This is a genomic window from Ruegeria sp. HKCCD6426 (assembly GCF_057221115.1).
In genome coordinates, this window is sequence record NZ_JBWVBF010000001.1 from 646,024 (window position 1) to 663,518 (window position 17,495).

Below are 17,495 nucleotides of genomic sequence, written 5' to 3' on the forward strand. Positions count from 1 at the left end.
GCAATCCCTGCACACGTTCGCTACATCGCCCCTCACGAGTGCCGCCTTAGCTCAGTTGGTTAGAGCGCTGGATTGTGGATCCAGAGGTCCCCTGTTCAAGCCAGGGAGGCGGTACCATCTTCCCGGGCTAATTTGTTGATTGCATAGTGTTCGCGGATCGATCCGGTGATGGCAACAAACTGCATCTTGAAGGCGCGATGAGACATGCCGGAAGCTAAAACCACAGATATCCAGAAAAGCGCACGCCTGTCCGTTGCTCCGATGATGGATTGGACGGATCGGCATTGCCGGTACTTTCACCGGCTTCTGAGCAACGAGGCACTGTTGTATACCGAAATGGTTACCGCTCCTGCGCTTGTACGAGGTGGAGCTTTTCACCTGTTGGATCACGATCTGTCGGAGCATCCGGTAGCCTTGCAACTGGGCGGTTCTGACCCGAAAGAGCTGGCTCAGGCCGCCAAGTTGGGTGCGAATGCGGGTTATGACGAAATCAATCTGAACTGTGGGTGCCCGTCGGATAGAGTGCAGTCGGGCACGTTTGGCGCCGTGCTGATGAAAGACCCCGGACGGGTGGCTGAATGCGTCGCGGCGATGCGCGAGGCCGTGGAAGTCGAGATCACAGTGAAATGCAGAATCGGTGTTGATGAGCAAGAACCGCAAGAGGTTTTGCCCACCTTCCTCGACCAGATACAGACAGCCGGGTGTCAACGCGTCACCATCCATGCGCGCAAGGCTTGGTTGCAGGGGCTAAGCCCCAAGGAAAACAGAGATATTCCGCCGCTGGACTATGATCTGGTACATCGGATGAAAGCGGCGTTTCCCGATCTTCATATCTCGATCAATGGCGGTATCACATCGCTGGAACAGGCCCGCGTGCATCTGGATGCGGGGTTGGATGGCGTCATGGTCGGACGCGCGGCTTATCACCAACCCACTGACATCTTGGCTGAAGCAGATGTGCAGATATTCGAAACCGGGTACGCGACAGATCCGATGGACACGGTCCATAAAATGCTACCCTATATCGAACAGCATATTGCCGAAGGCGGACGTCTGCACCAGATCACCCGGCACATGCTGGGCTTGTTTGCCGGTCGTCCCGGGGCACGTGGTTGGCGCAGAACGTTGTCCGAAGGCGCGGTGCGCGATCATGCGGGTACCGAAGTGGTGTTGCAGGCCCTTGCCTGCGTAGAGCCACTGTCGCAGGTGGACCGCGCCGTTTGACACGGCCTTTGGACGAATTGGGGGGATAATGACCGAGACAATGTTGCTGGCCCAGATGTTGGGCCTTTTGCTTGTGATCGGCGCATTGGCCGGCGTATTGGCCGGCCTCTTGGGTGTTGGCGGTGGGATCGTTTTGGTCCCAGCATTTTTCTATACGTTTCAGACGCTTGGCTATGGCGGGCCGCAACTGATGCAGATGTGCCTGGCGACCTCGCTGGCAACGATTATCGTGACCTCGATTCGGTCTGTGCTTGGTCACAACAAAAAGGGCGCGGTGGATTGGGCTATTCTGCGCGGCTGGGGCCCGGGAATTGCTGTGGGCGCAATAATTGGGGTTCTGGTTGCTTCGGCATTGCGGACTGAGATGCTGCAGGCGTTGTTCGGTATTCTGGGTATGGTGATTGGCGCCTATCTGGGGTTGGGCCGTTCGGAATGGCGTTTGGGCGACGCGATGCCAAAAGGGCTGCGACGGGCCGGGTTGTCCCCGTCGGTTGGGTTCCTGTCAGTGCTGATGGGGATCGGAGGTGGCAGTTTTGGTGTGCCGCTGATGAGCCTCTACAACACGCCAATTCACAGGGCCGTAGCGACAGCCGCCGGGTTTGGAGTGATCATCGCGGTCCCATCGGTTTTAGGTTTTCTGTTCCTCAATATCGCGCCGGAACACCGCCCTCCGTTGACTATCGGGGCGGTCAACCTGGTGGCCTTTGGCATAGTTGTTACGATGACGATGATCACTGCGCCTTGGGGCGTGAAGCTGGCGCACGCGATGGACCCCAAGCCACTGAAGCGCGTGTTTGCCGTTTTCCTGACCCTTGTCGCTCTGAACATGCTGAGAAAGGCGTTTGGATGGTAAACGCTTTTTGGGACCGGGGTTGGGTCAGATTTCCTTATGAGGCGGCGCTGGCCGAATGGGTCGCACATGCGTTACCTGCGGCCCGCGCTTCAGTAACCGATACGGCAAACGCCGAATGGCATGACTGCGAAGGGACATGGTTCATCGGCGTTGACGCTATGGACAATGATGCGCAGGGCAGGGTGGCCAACTCGCCCCCTCTGTCTGGTGCGGCGATTGACTTCGCCGCGCTGCATTACGGCCGGATCGACCTGCACAAGGGGCAAGTTTCGGTGATCTATCCGGGCTATCCCCGGCCCCGTCGGGGAGAATCCGAAGCAGCGTCGCGGTATCGGAGCAAGCGGGACGCGGCCCATGTGGATGGGCTGAAACCCACCGGGCCCGAACGGCGCCGGCAGGTCGATGAACCGCACGCATGGATACTGGGCATTCCTCTGACCAAGGTCAGCGCGGACGCAGCGCCTATGGTTGTTTGGGATGGTAGTCACAAAATTCTGGGCGCGGCATTTCGAAAGGCCCTGGCCGGTGTGCCACGCGATGAATTGGCACGCACCGACATTACTGACATCTATCAGGCCGCACGAAAAGAGGCTTTTGAAGCCTGTCCGCGCATCGAATTACCCGCCCGTCCGGGCGAGGCTTATCTGCTGCATCGCCACTGCCTGCACGGTGTTGCACCCTGGGGTGAGAACGCGACGGCTGGGCCCGACGGACGGATGATCGCCTATTTCCGGCCCGAGTGTCCGGGCGGTGTAGCCGAATGGCTCGAATCCTCGTAACCTCCTGCCATTCTTATGGCTTTGGAGAGATTTTCGATGATTACCGTCCACACGAACTCCGATGGCGCCCTGATCGAGGTTGAATTGTCCGGCGAGGTCACGAGCGCAGATTACGCAGCCACACTGGTCCCCGCGATTGAGGCAGCACTGGAGGATCACGACGCCGTGCGTCTGCTGGCGATCATGATGCCCGAGTTCAAGGGGTACGATCTGGGAGCAGCCTGGTCCGATACCAAACTGGGGCTCAGCCACTGGCGTGGGTTTGACCGTATCGGAGTAGTGGCCGATCAAGGATGGGTCCAGACCAGCATCCGGCTCGCCGCACCGATCCTGCCCTGTCCGGTCCACGTGTTTGGCATGGATGAACTGGAGGAGGCCCGGCGATGGATGCGTGAATCCCTTGGCGCGATCCATGTTACCGATCTGGGCGGGCCGTGTGTCCAGATTAAACTGATGGGCAAGCTGGATTCTGAGGAATACAAACAGGCACATACGGATCTCGATGCCATGCTACGTGACAGGGGCGGGTTTCGACTGTTGATCGACCTGCGGGAGTTTGATGGTTGGCAAGGGCTTACGGCTATGGCCGCGCATTTCCGACTGGCGGCGGGCCATATTGGTATGCTGGATCGGGCGGCGATTGTCGGCGACAAGAACTGGCAAAAAATGGCGCAGCGCATGGCTAGCCACGTTCTGGGTACGCGGACGCAGTATTTCTCTGCCGATGAGTTCGAAAACGCCAAAGCCTGGCTTGCGGCTGGTTGAGCCAGGATAATCAGGAAAGATAAATTGCGACGACGGGTTGGCGCGCTGCGCTCTGGCCTGAAAGGTGTGGCATACCCAAGCGTCGGTGTCAGGGAAGGTCTCTCTCTCCAACCCCAAACTACTCAACAATTGAAGTTGACGTTACGGAAGGCAAAAAACCACTGGTGCCTTTCTTGAATGATTGATCGAAAAGCTTCAATTGTTCGTTTGTCCGCCCTCGGATTTCAAGGGTCAGGCATCGTAACTGTGCCACGTCGCTGTGGGTTGCCACTCACTCACGCTAAAGCACCAGAACTCTTCCCCCCTCGGAGTTCAGGTCTGACTTGCAGCGACGTTGGTCATACATTTTGGCACCCGAAATGGCACTCAATTCTATTTGGAAACGCATATTCTCAAAAAAGTCGATGGTCCTGCCAATACCATTCGATTTTATATCCGAATCCAAGGAACAGAAGCCGCAACCGACCAATCAGACGGAACTTGTCGAGCTGTTCGGAGCAGAGTTGCGCGCGCATGAAGATCTTCACAACACTTTGACGAAAGATCGGCAGTCAGAAACGCAAAGCTGAATGCGCCGGGCTTACGATCCGTTCAGTCGCGCAGACCGACCGCCGCGGCGTTTGGCCAGACGGGGCTTGCGCACAGGCAAGTCCTGCATGATTTCGGCCCGCTCGGAGCTGTCCATTTTTGACCACCGGGAAATCTCGTCGATGGTGCGGTAACAACCGGTGCAGATGCGTTCGGTCGGGTGGACGACACAGATCTGGATACAAGGGCTTTCGACCTCGTTCCGTTTCCAAACCATGTTTGTCATCAGCGTAATCCGATCCGTTAAAGAAAGCGCAGTCTGTCCAGCGCTCCTTGCAGGATATAGCCAGCCGCAACGTGATCGATAACCTGTCCGCGACGTTTTCGTGTCGTATCCGCCTCCAGAAGTGCTTTTTCTGCAGCTACCGTGCTGAGGCGCTCGTCCCAGAATCCAATCGGCAGATCGGTTAAACGCATTAGATTCCGGGCGAATGCACGGGTCGACTGGCATCGGGGACCTTCCGAGCCGTCCATGTTCCGAGGCAGGCCCAGAAGGATGCCGCCGATCTCACGATCAGTCACAATCTCGATCAGGCGGGCAGAATCCAGAGTGAATTTCTTGCGCCTGACAGTCTCCAACGGGCTTGCCACTGTGCGCATCCTATCCGAGACCGCCACACCGATAGTCTTTTCACCCAAATCCAGCCCCATCAAGGCTGTCATCGGGGACAGAGCTGCAGCGAACTCTTCGAACGCGTCGTGGATCATTGTGCGATACCAGCCTGCAATGCGGCAGCATCGATCATCTCGAGTGCGGCAGTATCTCCTGCAAAGACAACCACGGCTTCGTCCCTGATATCAATCGCGCGCTGAGCTTGCCCCAGAACCCCAAGCGCTGCGATCAGGCGCGCCCATTCTTCGGGCGAGCCCCCCTCAGTCGCCAGACGATCTGATAACTGGTCCACCATGCCCTGAATCATCTCTTGCCGTTCTTCCGGGCTCAGATCCGCGGCGGCTTGCATATCGTCCTGCGAAGGTCCGGGCTCGGGTGCGGCGCTCATGCTGGGCGCGTTGAAGACGCCTGCACGAAAGGCCAGATCGTCGAGCTGTCCGCGGATCGCTTGAACCCAAGGCGCCCCGGGCGGAGAATCGCGCAAAGTGTCCACCCACACCCGGTAGGCCATATCGGGTCGCCCGATCTGAGCCAGCATCTGGCCCCAATAGTACCGTGCTGGCCCAAGGTTCGGGTCGCGCTCAAGGGCCTGGCGCAGGGCCTCTTCTGCGTCTGGCGAGACATATCCACCTGCCGCAAGGATCATCATTTCCCCAAGATCGGCATAGGCTTCGGCGGTGGCGGCGTCGCCAGACAAGTCGATAACGCGCTGCTGCGCCTCATATCCGGCTTTGAAGTTTCCTGCGTTGGTTTCGTGCTGGGCCAGCAGAACATGGCCCTGCAGGTCGTCAGGACGCTGAGCCACCGTGTCACGCAACTGGGTCAGAAGGGCGGCATAGCTTTCTTCCAGCTCTGGCGTCTGGACCGGGGGTACCAGTCCTTCGGCTTCAGATTGACTGGGACGATTTTCCCGCAATTCTTCAGCCAGTTCCATACGTGCGGACAGCGGCATGTCAGGAAAGCCCGCGGCGCCGAATTGACGATACATGGCCAGCGCACCGCCTATCAGAATGGCAGCCATCACCAGCAACGTAACCAAGGATACCGTTCGCGACGGACCGCTATCGTCAGATTCGCCGCGCATCTGTGTGTCGGCGGCCAGAATACGGCGCGATATTTCAGTGCGCACACGATCTGCATCAGCTTTGCCAATCACGCCGCGTGCCAGATCGCGGTCAACACTGGCCAGCTGTTCCCGGTATACATTCAGGTCATAAGAAGCCGTCGGCTTACCTCTCCGGCGACCGCGCAGCATGGAATATCCAAGAAATCCTGTGATCAGTAGTGCAATCAGGAAGATGAGAACCGAGAACGTCATGGTCCCTCCAATATGGTTGCCCTGACTTAGACCTGTCAGCCCGGCGAAAAAAGGGACAAATGGCCGCGAAAGGCGTTCATGTCGCAATAGTGCGATATTGCGACGTTGCATGGCGCGGGTAAAATGCCATCACACTGCATATCTGCGCCCAATCACCGAAGACCGGACGGATTCGCTCATGAAACACTATTCAGCCTTTGCTGTGGCGCGTGAGGCGCTGCGTTATCACACCGGATGGGAGCGCGCTTGGCGTTCGCCCGAGCCGAAGAAACGTTATGACGTCATCATCGTCGGCGCGGGTGGCCACGGTTTGGCAACCGCGTATTATCTGGGCAAAAACTACGGCATCCAGAATGTCGCTGTGATCGAGAAAGGTTGGCTGGGCGGTGGCAACACCGGTCGGAACACGACGATCATCCGCTCCAACTATCTGCAGGACCCCTCGGCGGCGATCTACGAAAAGGCCCGCAGCCTGTACGAAGATCTGAGTCAGGATCTGAACTATAATGTCATGTTCAGCCCCCGCGGCGTGATGATGTTGGCCCAGACCCAGCACGAAATTCGCGGCTATCAGCGTACGGCCCATGCCAACGCGCTGCAGGGGGTAAAGACCGAATGGATCACCCCTGAGCGCGTCAAAGAGCTGGTTCCGATCATCAACCTCGACGGTCCGCGCTATCCGGTGCTGGGCGCACTCTGGCAAGAACGCGGCGGCACTGCCCGTCACGATGCTGTGGCCTGGGGCTATGCCCGGGCGTGTTCCAACATGGGCATGGACATCATCCAGCAATGCGAAGTGACGGGCGTACGTTCGGATAACGGTCGCGTCGTTGGCGTGGACACCACCAGAGGCGCCATCGAGTGCGACAAGCTGGGCATCGTGGTTGCCGGTCATTCCGGTCAGCTGGCCGAAATGGCGGGCTTCCGTCTGCCGCTTGAGGCGATTGCATTGCAGGCGCTGGTCTCGGAACCGATCAAACCCTGCATGGACGTGGTCGTCATGGCCAACACCGTACACGGTTACATGTCTCAGTCTGACAAGGGTGAGATGGTGATCGGCGGCGGCACCGACGGGTTCAACAACTACACCCAGCGCGGTTCGTTCCACCATATCGAGGAAACCGTGCGCGCTCTGGTCGAGACATTCCCGATGATCTCGCGCCTGAAAATGCTGCGCCAGTGGGGCGGCATCGTGGATATGACCGGTGACCGGTCTCCGATCCTGTCGAAAACGCCGCTGGGCGGCTGCTTTATCAACTGTGGTTGGGGCACGGGCGGTTTCAAGTCGATCCCGGGCTCGGGCTGGGGAATGGCGCAGCTGATGGCCACGGGCCATTCGCCGCTGACCGAAGCTTTCTCGCTGGACCGGTTCAAAGAGGGCCGCTTCATCGATGAAAGCGTCGCCGCCGGGGTGGCGCACTGATGTCAGTCTTCGAAACCCATTTCGTGGGCGCTACCCGAGCATCTGGTGGCGGTGGATCGTGGTTCAATGACCTTCTTTTCCTCGGATCGGAAAACGAAAAAGGCGATCAGTCCAAAGACGGCAAGCGTGCCCACGGCGGTCAACACAATGGTCAAAATATCCATGCTCTCAACTTGGGCGTGTGGTCACTAAATTTCAAGCGAGGAGTGGCATCATGCTGATCCTGAATTGCCCCTACTGTGGCGTAGACGCCGAAGAAACTGAACTGTCCGCCGGTGGCGAGGCACACCTGAAGCGTTTCGGTCCGGGCTCGTCAGAAGACGAATTCCACGACTATCTGTTCATGCGCGAAAACCCCAAAGGCGTTCATTTCGAACGCTGGCGCCACAGCAATGGCTGCGGCAAGTGGTTCCACGCCGCGCGTTGCACGCAAACCCTCGAAGTGTTCGGAACGTATTCCGCCCAGACCACCGAGCCGCCGCAAGAAATCAAGGACGCAATCACTGCAAAGCGCCCCGGCTGGACGTGGAGAGAGTACGAATGATCCGCGCCGCCATCCATAATTTCGCCTGCGAAAGGTCCGCAACATGAGCACCCGTCTCGCAAAACAAGGCCGGCTGATTGACCGGTCGAAACAGGTCACCTTCTCCTTCAACGGCACCTCGATGCAGGGCTATGAAGGCGACACGCTTGCCTCAGCCTTGCTGGCCAACGATCAGATGATGATGGGCCGCTCGTTCAAATACCACCGCCCACGCGGCGTTGTCGCCAGCGGTGCGGAAGAGCCCAACGCCTTAGTCGGTCTGGGGCAGGGCAGCCGGTTCGAGCCGAACCAGCGCGCCACCACGACTGAACTGTTCAACGGTCTGACGTCGGTTTCGCAGAACCATTGGCCGAACCTGGAATTTGACATTGGTGCCGTAAACACGGCTTTCGCTCGGTTCCTGCCAGCAGGGTTCTATTACAAGACGTTCATCCACCCAAAGCCGTTCTGGAAGCACGTCTATGAACCGATCATTCGTCAGTCCGCCGGTTTGGGTAAAGCGCCGGACAAGGAAACTCTGGATGCGGACACTTATGAACACTTCTATGCCTTCACCGATGTTCTGGTGATCGGCGGTGGTGTCGCTGGTCTGCAAGCTGCCAAGGCGGCGGCGCAATCCGGTGCCAAGGTTCTGCTGATCGAGCAGACCGCGCATTGGGGCGGTCGTGCTCCGGTTGATGGTGGCACTATCAATGACGAGCCTGTGGATAAGTTCGTGGAACAAACTGTTTCCGAATTGGAAGCAATGGACAACGTCACAATGCGTTCGCGGTGCATGGGCGCAGGCGTCTATGACCACGGTTATGTACTGGGCTATGAGCGCCTGAACGATCACAAGCCGGGCACCCAAGGTCCACGTCATCGCCTGTGGCGCATCCGGGCCAAACAGGTCGTCACGGCCACTGGCGCCATCGAACGTCCGCTGTCCTTTGCGGGTAACGATGTGCCGGGCGTGATGCTGGCCTCAGCCATGCGCGACTATGTCGTGAACTGGGGCGTAACCCCGGGTGAGCGGGTGATTGTCGCAACCAACAACGACGACGCGTATCGAACGGCGATCATCCTCAAACAGGCGGGCGTGGATGTATTGCGTGTTGTTGACGCCCGCGCCGCGGCTGGACCGCTGGCAGAAGAGGCGCGCCAACTGGGTATTCGCGTCGATCCCGGCAAGGCCATAGCCAAGGTCAAAGGTGGCAAGCGCGTCAAGAAGGTTGCGATCTGCAATCAGGAAGGTGTTGGCGGCGCGCGCGAAGAGGTCGAGGCTGATGCCGTCGCCATGTCGGGCGGCTGGTCTCCGGTTGTTCACATGTGGTCCCATTGCGGCGGTAAGCTGATTTGGGATGACGCCAATGCGCATTTCCGCCCTGATCCGTCGCGTCCTCCCTTGGGTGCAGATGGCGAAGGGTTCGTTCTGGCTGCAGGATCCTCGAATGGACCGCTGGTGCTGGGTGACGTTCTGACCGACGCGCACGCGGCAGGTAAGGCTGCAGCGAAGGCCGCCGGCTTCAAGCCCAAGAACACTAAAGCACCGCAAGGCGAAACGTCGGACGAGGCGCCGATGGAAGCTGTCTGGCTGATGCCCGCAAACGCCGAAGTTCAGCTGCGTATGAAATCGTGGCTCGACTTCCAGAACGACGTCAAAGTGTCCGACGTCCAGCTGGCTGCGCGTGAAGGTTACGAGAGCGTCGAACACACCAAGCGATACACCACGCTGGGAATGGCGACTGATCAGGGTAAATTAAGCAACATCAATGGATTAGCTATCCTTGCTGATGCATTGGAATCGGAAATCCCGAAAGTTGGCACCACGACGTTCCGCCCGCCCTACACCCCTATCTCGATGGGTGCGATTGGTGGCGAAGCCCGCGGCGACGTGTTCCAACCGATCCGTCAAACGCCGATGCACAACTGGCACGACAAGAACGGCGCCGATTGGGAGCCGGTCGGTCACTGGCGCCGGACCTATGCCTATGTCCGTCCCGGCGAATCCGTGCATGACGCCGTGAATCGCGAAGTGAAGAACACCCGCGAAAACCTCGGCCTGCTGGACGCCTCGACATTGGGCAAACTGATCGTCAAAGGCCCGGACGCAGGCAAATTCCTGGACATGATGTACACCAACATGATGTCCACGCTGAAGGTCGGCAAATGCCGCTATGGTCTGATGTGCTCGGAGAACGGCTTCTTGATCGACGACGGCGTTGTCGCCCGCATCGACGAAGATACCTGGCTGTGCCACACCACGACCGGCGGGGCCGAGCGCATCCACGGTCATATGGAAGAGTGGCTGCAAACCGAATGGTGGGACTGGAAAGTCTACGTCGCCAACGTGACTGAGCAGTACGCTCAGGTCGCCGTGGTCGGTCCTAACGCCCGCAAGGTGTTGGAGAAATTGGGCGGCATGGATGTTTCGAAAGAAGCGCTGCCGTTTATGGAATGGCGCGATGGCAAAATCGGTGAGTTCGATTGCCGCGCTTATCGAATCTCGTTCTCGGGTGAGCTGTCTTATGAAATCGCGGTTCCTGCCAGCCAGGGTCAGGCGTTCTGGGACGCTCTGATGGAGGCAGGCAAAGAGTTCGGTGTCATGCCTTACGGTACCGAATGCCTGCACATCCTGCGGGCCGAGAAGGGCTTTATCATGATCGGGGACGAGACCGACGGCACCGTGATCCCGCAGGATCTGGGGCTGCACTGGGCACTCTCGAAAAAGAAAGAGGATTACCTTGGCAAACGGGCGCATTCGCGCAGCCATATGGCTGATCCGGAACGCTGGAAACTGGTTGGTCTCGAGACTGTGGATGGATCGGTTATTCCCGACGGTGCTTATGCAGTAGGCGAGGGTGTCAACGCCAACGGTCAGCGCAACATGATCGGACGTGTGACCTCGACCTACTATTCAGCCAACCTGGGCAAAGGCATCGCTATGGGCCTGATCAAGCACGGTCCGGACCGGATGGGTGAGATTGTCGAGTTCCCTGGCACCGACGGCAAAACCTACAAAGCAAAGATCGTGGATCCGATCTTCTTCGACAAGGACGGGGAGAAGCAGAATGTCTGAACCCATCAGCGCACTGAACCACGCCAGCTATGACGGTATCGCCAAGGTCGAAGAATGCGGCCTGCAGGGCATGATCACGTTGCGCGGCGACCTGTCGGACAAGGTTCTGGCCAAGGCCGTCAAAGACGCTACTGGAAAGAAAGTCCCGGGCCAGCGCGAAGCTGACGTAGATGGCGACACGGGTGTCTGCTGGATGTCGACCGACGAATTGCTGGTTCTGGTACCATATGCCGAAGTCGAGGCGAAACTGGCCGCAATGACCAACGCGTTGAGCGGTGTTCACGCGCTTGCGGTTAACGTCTCGGACGCGCGCGCCGTGTTTCGTATCTCGGGCAGCAACGCGCGCGAGGTTTTGGGTAAGCTGGCCCCGGTCGAACTGTCGGTTGAAGCATTTCAGCCCGGCCAGATCCGCCGCTCGCGATTGGCGCAAGTTGCGGGTGCGTTTTGGATGGACGATGCCGAGACTTTTCGCGTGGTCTGTTTCCGCTCGACGGCGGACTACGTCTTCAAACTGCTCAGGGTTGCGGCGCAACCGGGCAGTGAGGTCGGATTCTACTGACATTCGTTTCAGGAAAAAATGACAAGGCCGCCCGTTAATTTGGGCGGTCTTTTTTCTTTGGTCTGAGAATTCCAGCCTAAACGCCGCTAAAATCTGCCCCTTTGACCGCAGCTCTTAGGAAGCGACGATCTGCCGCGATAACGAGAACTTCACGAGTACTTTTCGCGTATTGCGGGCACGAAAAGTGCAGCCTATGGTCATTTGAATCTTGATGCGAAATCATAGGAAAATCAATTAGATCATGGGAATACGTAAAGGTTTAGTAGTGGCTCTTGCACTATCTATTGGGATGCCAGTCGCAGTTGTTTCAGAAACGTATAAAGAAAGTTTTGAATGCACATTTGACCGTGGGGTCGCAAAACGGCCGACACCCGTGCGTATTGTGTTTTCGCTGGATGAGTTTGGACGTTCTGCTCTACTGCACGAGGTAGAAATTCCAAAAGTCGCTACAATGGTCGGATCGGGTAAGATCAATAGCAACAGTATCCGCCGACTGTCCTTTACCTGGTCCGGACAGAATTACACGTACAGCGTGGGTGGCCGCAGTTCCTCCTTCAATGGAGCACCAGCGGGGACTGTGGACCTGCGTGAAACCGATTTCACGGTTTTCTTGGATAGACGCACAATGAAGGCGACAACACGCTCAGCAGATTTGAGCGAATTTGTGCCCTTATACGGAAATGCCAAAGGCAGTTGCCGCGAGATTCCTACGCTAAATTAGGAATTAACGGAATACACGCGTGTGAAAACACCATTTGTTGCAGTCGTTTCGGGCCTTGTAGTCACCCCAGATGTCGTGAATTCGAAATCAAACCTCTGCCGCTTACGCCGCGCGGGACGTGTTCGCGGATGGCAGGTGTGCAGAAATCCCTGCGCCAAAAAAAACAGGAGAAATAATCAATGAAACTTGGAATTCTTGCCCTGACGCTGGGGCTTACAGCCGCTGCGGCACAGGCCGAAGTGCGTAATTACGATTGCGAATTACACAGTATCCAGGCACAGGGATGGATTCCGCCTCGGGTATTGCTCAGTGTGAATGCGGAAAACAAGCAGGCGCGCGTTATCGATGGCGCGATCATGCAAGCAAATGACCTGGCCGGACGGGATGAAGAAACGCCCATGAATGCCAAGTTCAAGACGACCCGGCAGGGCGAATACCAGATGGCGTGGAAGGTCACGTTGTCGTCGAGCACTACACGGAAATTCCGGGTCGCATATACTGCCAAGCTGGACCCTGGCACCAATAAATTCAGCATGCGCGCCAGTTTCCCGATGGACAATTTGACAAACAAGCCAAAAGGCGTCGGAAACTGCAAGCTGGTCAAGTCACCGTCATTGTTCTAGGGCGTAGGGCATATACCAAGAAAGCGCGTTTTGCGCGCTTTCTTGAGACAGAACAAATTTCAGGCTTTGAACAAAAGTGTTCCGTAGGTGTTCAAAGCCTCGTCGGAAAGGAGCTTCTGCGAGTCCACAAGGTCACCGGTTTCGTCATAAACCTCTGAATAAAAAGACAAGCTGTCCAGCAGCGCGGTCATTTTCTCACGTCGCTCAAGCCCGGCGAGAAGCGGTGCGTGTAGCGAGAGGTATAGCGTCGGGCGCGTTGTTTTCAGCCAAGGCACAAGGGTTGGCAAAACAAAGAATTCCGCGCCCTCAATATCCATCTTGACCAACGAGATGCCCGACAGGTCATTTACCGCCTCGAACTTATCCCAAGCGATAGTCAATGCATCGGTGCCATGGTCACCATCATGCAGCAAAGAACTGGTGGAATCCCCGGGCTCGCCACGCACCGAGGCCATTCGAGCCACCCCGAACTGATCCGATAGGGCCACGCCAAAGGCCGAGACATTGCGGATGTCGTTCAAGTCCAGATTCCACGCTAAGTGCCGGAATGCAGTTGGGTCGGGCTCAAAACACCATACATGCCGCGCTCGACGAGCTCCGTAAAGAACGGTCGGGCCGATCCATGCGCCGATGTCCAGGTAGTCGTTGTCGGGCGACAGGTACTTGTCCAATACAGCGAAGGTTTCAGGTTCCCAGGCGCCTGCAGTTGCCTTGCGCCAGAATTTCGAATGATAGGGGTCCAGGCGGAACGGCTCACCATTCAGGTTGCCCGCATAGTATCCGCGGGCGCGGTAGAACATCTTGCGCGCCTGTGTCAGCATCGCGGACCTCCGGGTTTTCTTGTCTCGGCTCTTGACCTGCGGCAGTTGCCAAAGCATTTAACCATGGGAACCGCAACTTACATTTTTAACAGGGGGCCGACATGGCTTTTGAACTTCCTGATCTTCCTTATGCACATGACGCGCTGGCAGCCAAGGGTATGTCCGCGGAAACATTGGAATATCACCACGATCTGCACCACAAGGCCTATATAGACAACGGCAACAAGCTGATCGCCGGAACCGAGTGGGACGGCAAGTCGCTGGAAGAGATCATCGTCGGCACTTACGACGCTAATTCTGTTGCGCAGAACGGTATTTTCAACAACATCAGCCAGCTGTGGAACCACAACCAATTCTGGGAGATGATGGGCCCCGGCGCAGCTGCCATGCCCAGCGAGCTGGAGAAGGCTTTGACCGAAAGCTTCGGTTCGGTTGACGAATTCAAATCGCAGTTCAGCGCTGCTGGCGCCGGTCAATTCGGCTCGGGCTGGGCTTGGCTGGTCAAGAACGCGGACGGCTCACTGGCTGTGACCAAAACCGAGAACGGCGTGAACCCGCTGTGCTTTGGTCAGACCGCTCTGTTGGGCTGTGACGTGTGGGAGCACTCCTACTACATCGACTTCCGCAACAAGCGACCGGCTTACCTGTCGAACTTCCTCGACAATCTGGTGAACTGGGAAAACGTCGCATCGCGGATGTAATTCCTAGACCCGGACAGGGTCTTGCAGGGGCTGCTGGCGGAAACGTCGGCGGCCTTTTTTGTTGCTCGCGGGCACCGGTAAAATCCTGCCGATGAACCAATCTTAATCTTCCGCCTTCTTTGAGTGGCGCCCCGCGATGCCTACCTGTCACCTGCGGGAGGGAGAAACCCGTCAACGAAAAGAACGATCCGGGCGGCGCGCCAGAAACCCCTGTGCGCGCAACAGGTTAGATGTGCCCGAAGGCCGAGGGATAGTCACGTAAAACCAATCAGGGAGATCACAATGGCCGCACTTGAACAGGGAACCTGGGTCATCATAGCCGACGGAGAAAAGGCATTGGTGATGGAGAACATTACTGACGCACAAGACCCCAATCTGGTCGTCGTTTCTGTCGAGGAACCAGATGTTCAGCATACTAAACCCAACGACCGGGCTGGTCGCCGATATGACTGCGGGCCAAAGCAGAAATCAGCGGTCGAGGAAGATACATGGAAAACCCAAGCTAAGTCTCTGTTCGTTCAGGATGTGGCTAACCTGTTGAACCGAAAAGGTTTGAAAGGGGCATACAAACGGCTTGTTCTGGTCGCGAGCCCGCATGTTCTGGGCCTGCTGCGCCGCCGACTGCATACCGAAGTTCTGGCCAAGGTGATTGCCGAAGTTGATAAAACGCTGACCAATCACCCCCTGCACAAGGTCGAAAAGATACTCAGCGCCAAGCTGGCCAGACCTGCCTGACCCAAATCGCAACGGGCGGCATGGACCGCCCGTTTCCATTTTCAGGTCAGCATGTCGCGCAGCTTGGACATAGCGGCCTGAGGGGTGTCAACCCAAGTGATGAACTCTGCCAGGGACCCGTCTGCGAAACCCTGATCGATGACATGGTTCAGCAATGTATGTAGGGCATCCCAGTACCCATCGACATTCATCACCAGAATGGGTTTGTCGTGTAGACCCAACTGGCGCCATGTAAGCGCCTCGAACAGCTCATCCAGAGATCCGGGGCCGCCCGGCAGAACCATAACGGCGTCCGCGTTCATGATCATGACCTTCTTGCGCTCGTGCATCGTTTCAGTGACAACGAAACGGGTCAGGTCGGTTTTGCCAACTTCACGTTGCAAGAGGTGCACGGGAATAACGCCGAAGGTGTCTCCACCGGCGGACTGTGCTGCGCGGGCAACTTCCCCCATCAGGCCTACATCGCCGGCACCGTAAACGAGACGCCAATCTTCACCGGCCAAAAGGGTTCCGAACTGTCGGGCGGCTTCGGCATAGGCTGGGTTCGCGCCGTTTCGTGACCCGCAATACACACAGACGGATTTCTGGGACATGGAATGGGGTCTCCGGGCTTGTATTAGAGGTTTTGACCCCTGATAGCGGGATTGATAGGTTGGCTCAACCGTCACGCAGAATGTGTGGAAGTCAAAGCATTTGCGCTGCGGAGTGAAAGGAAAATAATGGACGCCAAGTCTGGAAGCGGAAGCTTCAGTACATTCATCTGGGGGGTGATTGCTGGAATCGTCGCATTGGTCGCAGCAGGTGCGTTGTACCTGAGCGGCATGCTGGGCAGTAATCAGGACACGACCGTGCCATCGAAGGCGGAAGTTGAGTCACCACAATCCACTGACGAGTCTGTATCGGAGACCGGCGATGCGACGTCCGATGCGGCGCAGGATTCCGCGCCAGTGACGGAAGAAACCGCACAAGTGGCGGATGAAACTGCAACCGAAACACCTGAAACCCCTGTTGACGAGCCAGCCAGCGACACTGAGACGCCTGAAGTCCAGCCTGCCGACACACAGGCCGTAACTCCTGTTGCGCCTGTTCTGGACCAAATATTCGTCGAAAAGGACGGAAACACTCTCTTGTCCGGCAGCGCCGACCCCGGCTCGGATGTCGACGTGGTGCTGGATGGGGAAACTGTGCACAGCTTTACCGTGGACGAAACGGGCCAGTTCGCCGTGTTTCTTTTGATCCCTTTTGCCGAAACCGCCCGGGGGCTGGTTCTGGAATCGCGGGGCGGAGATCAGCCGGTCCGTTCGGATGACTACCTGATCGCAGCATTGCCCGCGCCTGAACCAGACGCCGCACCAGTTGAAACTGCCGAAGCGACGGCTGTCGAAGAGGCCGAGCCTCAGACTTCTGAAGCCGAACCTGCGGAACCGGAAGTTGCCAGTGCAGTGCCTACAGAGGACACTGAAGAGGCTCCGACCCAGGAACAAGCTGAGAGTACCGCGGAACCTGCGGATACAGCCGAGCCCGAACAGGACCGGCAGGTCGCTATTCTGCGCTCGGGCGAAGAAGGCGTCGAACTTGTGCAACCTCCTGCCGTGCAAACCATACCGGCCGAGCAAGTGGAGTTGGACACGATCGGTTATTCGGACGACGGCGATGTCGAACTGACGGGGCGGGTACAGGAAGGGTCGGCTGTCCGCCTTTATCTGAACAACCGCCTGGTAGCCGATGTGTCACCAGCAGAGGACGGTAAGTGGCGCGGTGAGCTCGAAGGTATTGACCCCGGTGTATACACACTGCGCGTTGATGAGGTTGCCACCGACGGGACCGTCGTCAGCCGACTGGAAACGCCGTTCAAACGCGAGCCTGTCGAGTCTCTGCGTATCACCGAAGAGGCAACTGATGATGCTGAGACGCCCGTCGAACCCCCAGCTATCAAGGCGGTTACTGTGCAAAAGGGCGATACGCTCTGGGCCATTTCCCGTGAACGGTTTGGTGATGGTATCCTGTACGTCAAGCTGTTCGAAGCCAATCGGGATTCGATCCGTGACCCAGACTTGATCTATCCGGGACAGATTTTCACTATTCCCGAATGAAAATGTTGCCTCTGGCCCAACAGGGTCGGGGGCCTATCTCTGACCGCAGTTAAGGTACGTGATGAGGCGAACAACCC

19 protein-coding genes and 1 tRNA gene are annotated in these 17,495 nt (G+C 57.5%); 14 read left to right on the forward strand and 6 right to left on the reverse strand.

Annotated features, from left to right (window positions below; genetic code table 11):
• The first annotated feature begins 40 nt into the window (after window positions 1-40).
• The 5 genes from AC2TDA_RS03220 to AC2TDA_RS03240 all read left to right on the forward strand — a co-directional run bounded on the left by AC2TDA_RS03220 (window position 41) and on the right by AC2TDA_RS03240 (window position 3,621).
• Window positions 41-117, forward strand: a tRNA-His gene (locus AC2TDA_RS03220).
• 87 nt (window positions 118-204) lie between these two features.
• On the forward strand, window positions 205-1,224 hold the full coding sequence (gene dusA / locus AC2TDA_RS03225; protein WP_480878804.1) for a tRNA dihydrouridine(20/20a) synthase DusA: 1,020 nt from the start codon (window positions 205-207) through the stop codon (window positions 1,222-1,224).
• 28 nt (window positions 1,225-1,252) lie between these two features.
• A complete protein-coding gene (locus AC2TDA_RS03230) occupies window positions 1,253-2,077 on the forward strand; it encodes a sulfite exporter TauE/SafE family protein (protein ID WP_480846646.1) in 825 nt (274 codons plus the stop codon).
• A complete protein-coding gene (locus AC2TDA_RS03235) occupies window positions 2,071-2,856 on the forward strand; it encodes a hypothetical protein (RefSeq protein WP_480878805.1) in 786 nt (261 codons plus the stop codon). Before AC2TDA_RS03230 ends, AC2TDA_RS03235 begins: the two co-directional genes overlap by 7 nt.
• A gap of 36 nt (window positions 2,857-2,892) precedes the next feature.
• Window positions 2,893-3,621, forward strand: a complete 729-nt coding sequence (locus AC2TDA_RS03240; protein WP_480846648.1) for a SpoIIAA family protein — start codon at window positions 2,893-2,895, stop codon at window positions 3,619-3,621.
• Window positions 3,622-4,201: 580 nt separating this feature from the next.
• Here the strand turns inward: AC2TDA_RS03240 and AC2TDA_RS03245 are convergent.
• The 3 genes from AC2TDA_RS03245 to ccmI are packed head-to-tail and all read right to left on the reverse strand — an operon-like array spanning window position 4,202 to window position 6,140.
• Window positions 4,202-4,435, reverse strand: a complete 234-nt coding sequence (locus AC2TDA_RS03245) for a DUF1289 domain-containing protein (RefSeq protein WP_480878806.1) — start codon at window positions 4,433-4,435, stop codon at window positions 4,202-4,204.
• 17 nt (window positions 4,436-4,452) lie between these two features.
• Complete coding sequence (gene ruvX, locus AC2TDA_RS03250) at window positions 4,453-4,917, reverse strand: Holliday junction resolvase RuvX (RefSeq protein ID WP_480846650.1); 465 nt, start codon at window positions 4,915-4,917, stop codon at window positions 4,453-4,455.
• Window positions 4,914-6,140 carry a c-type cytochrome biogenesis protein CcmI gene (ccmI, locus tag AC2TDA_RS03255; protein WP_480878807.1) on the reverse strand — a complete coding sequence of 409 codons (1,227 nt, stop codon included), beginning with the start codon at window positions 6,138-6,140 and terminating at the stop codon, window positions 4,914-4,916. Before ccmI ends, ruvX begins: the two co-directional genes overlap by 4 nt.
• 178 nt (window positions 6,141-6,318) lie before the next feature.
• Here ccmI and AC2TDA_RS03260 point away from each other — a divergent pair, with 178 nt between their 5' ends.
• The gene (locus AC2TDA_RS03260) at window positions 6,319-7,563 is read left to right on the forward strand and encodes a sarcosine oxidase subunit beta family protein (protein ID WP_480846652.1); all 1,245 of its coding nucleotides are present in this window, start codon (window positions 6,319-6,321) and stop codon (window positions 7,561-7,563) included.
• Window positions 7,564-7,565: 2 nt separating this feature from the next.
• Here the strand turns inward: AC2TDA_RS03260 and AC2TDA_RS03265 are convergent, their stop codons facing one another.
• Entirely contained in the window at window positions 7,566-7,727 is a 162-nt protein-coding gene (locus tag AC2TDA_RS03265; RefSeq protein WP_480878808.1) for a hypothetical protein, read from the reverse strand.
• A 50-nt stretch (window positions 7,728-7,777) separates the two neighbouring features.
• Between AC2TDA_RS03265 and AC2TDA_RS03270 the strand changes: the two genes are divergently transcribed.
• From AC2TDA_RS03270 to AC2TDA_RS03290, 5 genes are all read left to right on the forward strand, one after another.
• Window positions 7,778-8,107: a sarcosine oxidase subunit delta gene (locus AC2TDA_RS03270; protein ID WP_480878809.1), complete on the forward strand. Its 330-nt coding sequence runs from the start codon at window positions 7,778-7,780 to the stop codon at window positions 8,105-8,107.
• A gap of 43 nt (window positions 8,108-8,150) precedes the next feature.
• On the forward strand, window positions 8,151-11,165 hold the full coding sequence (locus AC2TDA_RS03275) for a sarcosine oxidase subunit alpha family protein (RefSeq protein WP_480878810.1): 3,015 nt from the start codon (window positions 8,151-8,153) through the stop codon (window positions 11,163-11,165).
• The gene (locus AC2TDA_RS03280) at window positions 11,158-11,724 is read left to right on the forward strand and encodes a sarcosine oxidase subunit gamma (RefSeq protein WP_480878811.1); all 567 of its coding nucleotides are present in this window, start codon (window positions 11,158-11,160) and stop codon (window positions 11,722-11,724) included. Before AC2TDA_RS03275 ends, AC2TDA_RS03280 begins: the two co-directional genes overlap by 8 nt.
• 241 nt (window positions 11,725-11,965) lie before the next feature.
• Window positions 11,966-12,445 (forward strand): hypothetical protein, encoded by a 480-nt coding sequence (locus AC2TDA_RS03285; protein ID WP_480878812.1) that lies wholly within the window; start codon window positions 11,966-11,968, stop codon window positions 12,443-12,445.
• 179 nt (window positions 12,446-12,624) lie between these two features.
• Window positions 12,625-13,068 (forward strand): hypothetical protein, encoded by a 444-nt coding sequence (locus tag AC2TDA_RS03290; protein WP_480878813.1) that lies wholly within the window; start codon window positions 12,625-12,627, stop codon window positions 13,066-13,068.
• A 59-nt stretch (window positions 13,069-13,127) separates the two neighbouring features.
• Here the strand turns inward: AC2TDA_RS03290 and AC2TDA_RS03295 are convergent, their stop codons facing one another.
• Complete coding sequence (locus tag AC2TDA_RS03295; RefSeq protein ID WP_480878814.1) at window positions 13,128-13,889, reverse strand: FkbM family methyltransferase; 762 nt, start codon at window positions 13,887-13,889, stop codon at window positions 13,128-13,130.
• A gap of 101 nt (window positions 13,890-13,990) precedes the next feature.
• On the opposite strand from AC2TDA_RS03295, the gene AC2TDA_RS03300 reads away from it, so the two are divergent.
• Window positions 13,991-14,590 (forward strand): superoxide dismutase, encoded by a 600-nt coding sequence (locus tag AC2TDA_RS03300; RefSeq protein WP_480878815.1) that lies wholly within the window; start codon window positions 13,991-13,993, stop codon window positions 14,588-14,590.
• A gap of 282 nt (window positions 14,591-14,872) precedes the next feature.
• Window positions 14,873-15,325 (forward strand): host attachment family protein, encoded by a 453-nt coding sequence (locus AC2TDA_RS03305; protein ID WP_480878816.1) that lies wholly within the window; start codon window positions 14,873-14,875, stop codon window positions 15,323-15,325.
• A 41-nt stretch (window positions 15,326-15,366) separates the two neighbouring features.
• Here the strand turns inward: AC2TDA_RS03305 and AC2TDA_RS03310 are convergent, their stop codons facing one another.
• Window positions 15,367-15,918, reverse strand: a complete 552-nt coding sequence (locus AC2TDA_RS03310; protein WP_480878817.1) for an LOG family protein — start codon at window positions 15,916-15,918, stop codon at window positions 15,367-15,369.
• A gap of 126 nt (window positions 15,919-16,044) precedes the next feature.
• Between AC2TDA_RS03310 and AC2TDA_RS03315 the strand changes: the two genes are divergently transcribed.
• The gene (locus tag AC2TDA_RS03315; RefSeq protein ID WP_480878818.1) at window positions 16,045-17,418 is read left to right on the forward strand and encodes a LysM peptidoglycan-binding domain-containing protein; all 1,374 of its coding nucleotides are present in this window, start codon (window positions 16,045-16,047) and stop codon (window positions 17,416-17,418) included.
• The last annotated feature ends 77 nt before the right edge of the window (window positions 17,419-17,495 follow it).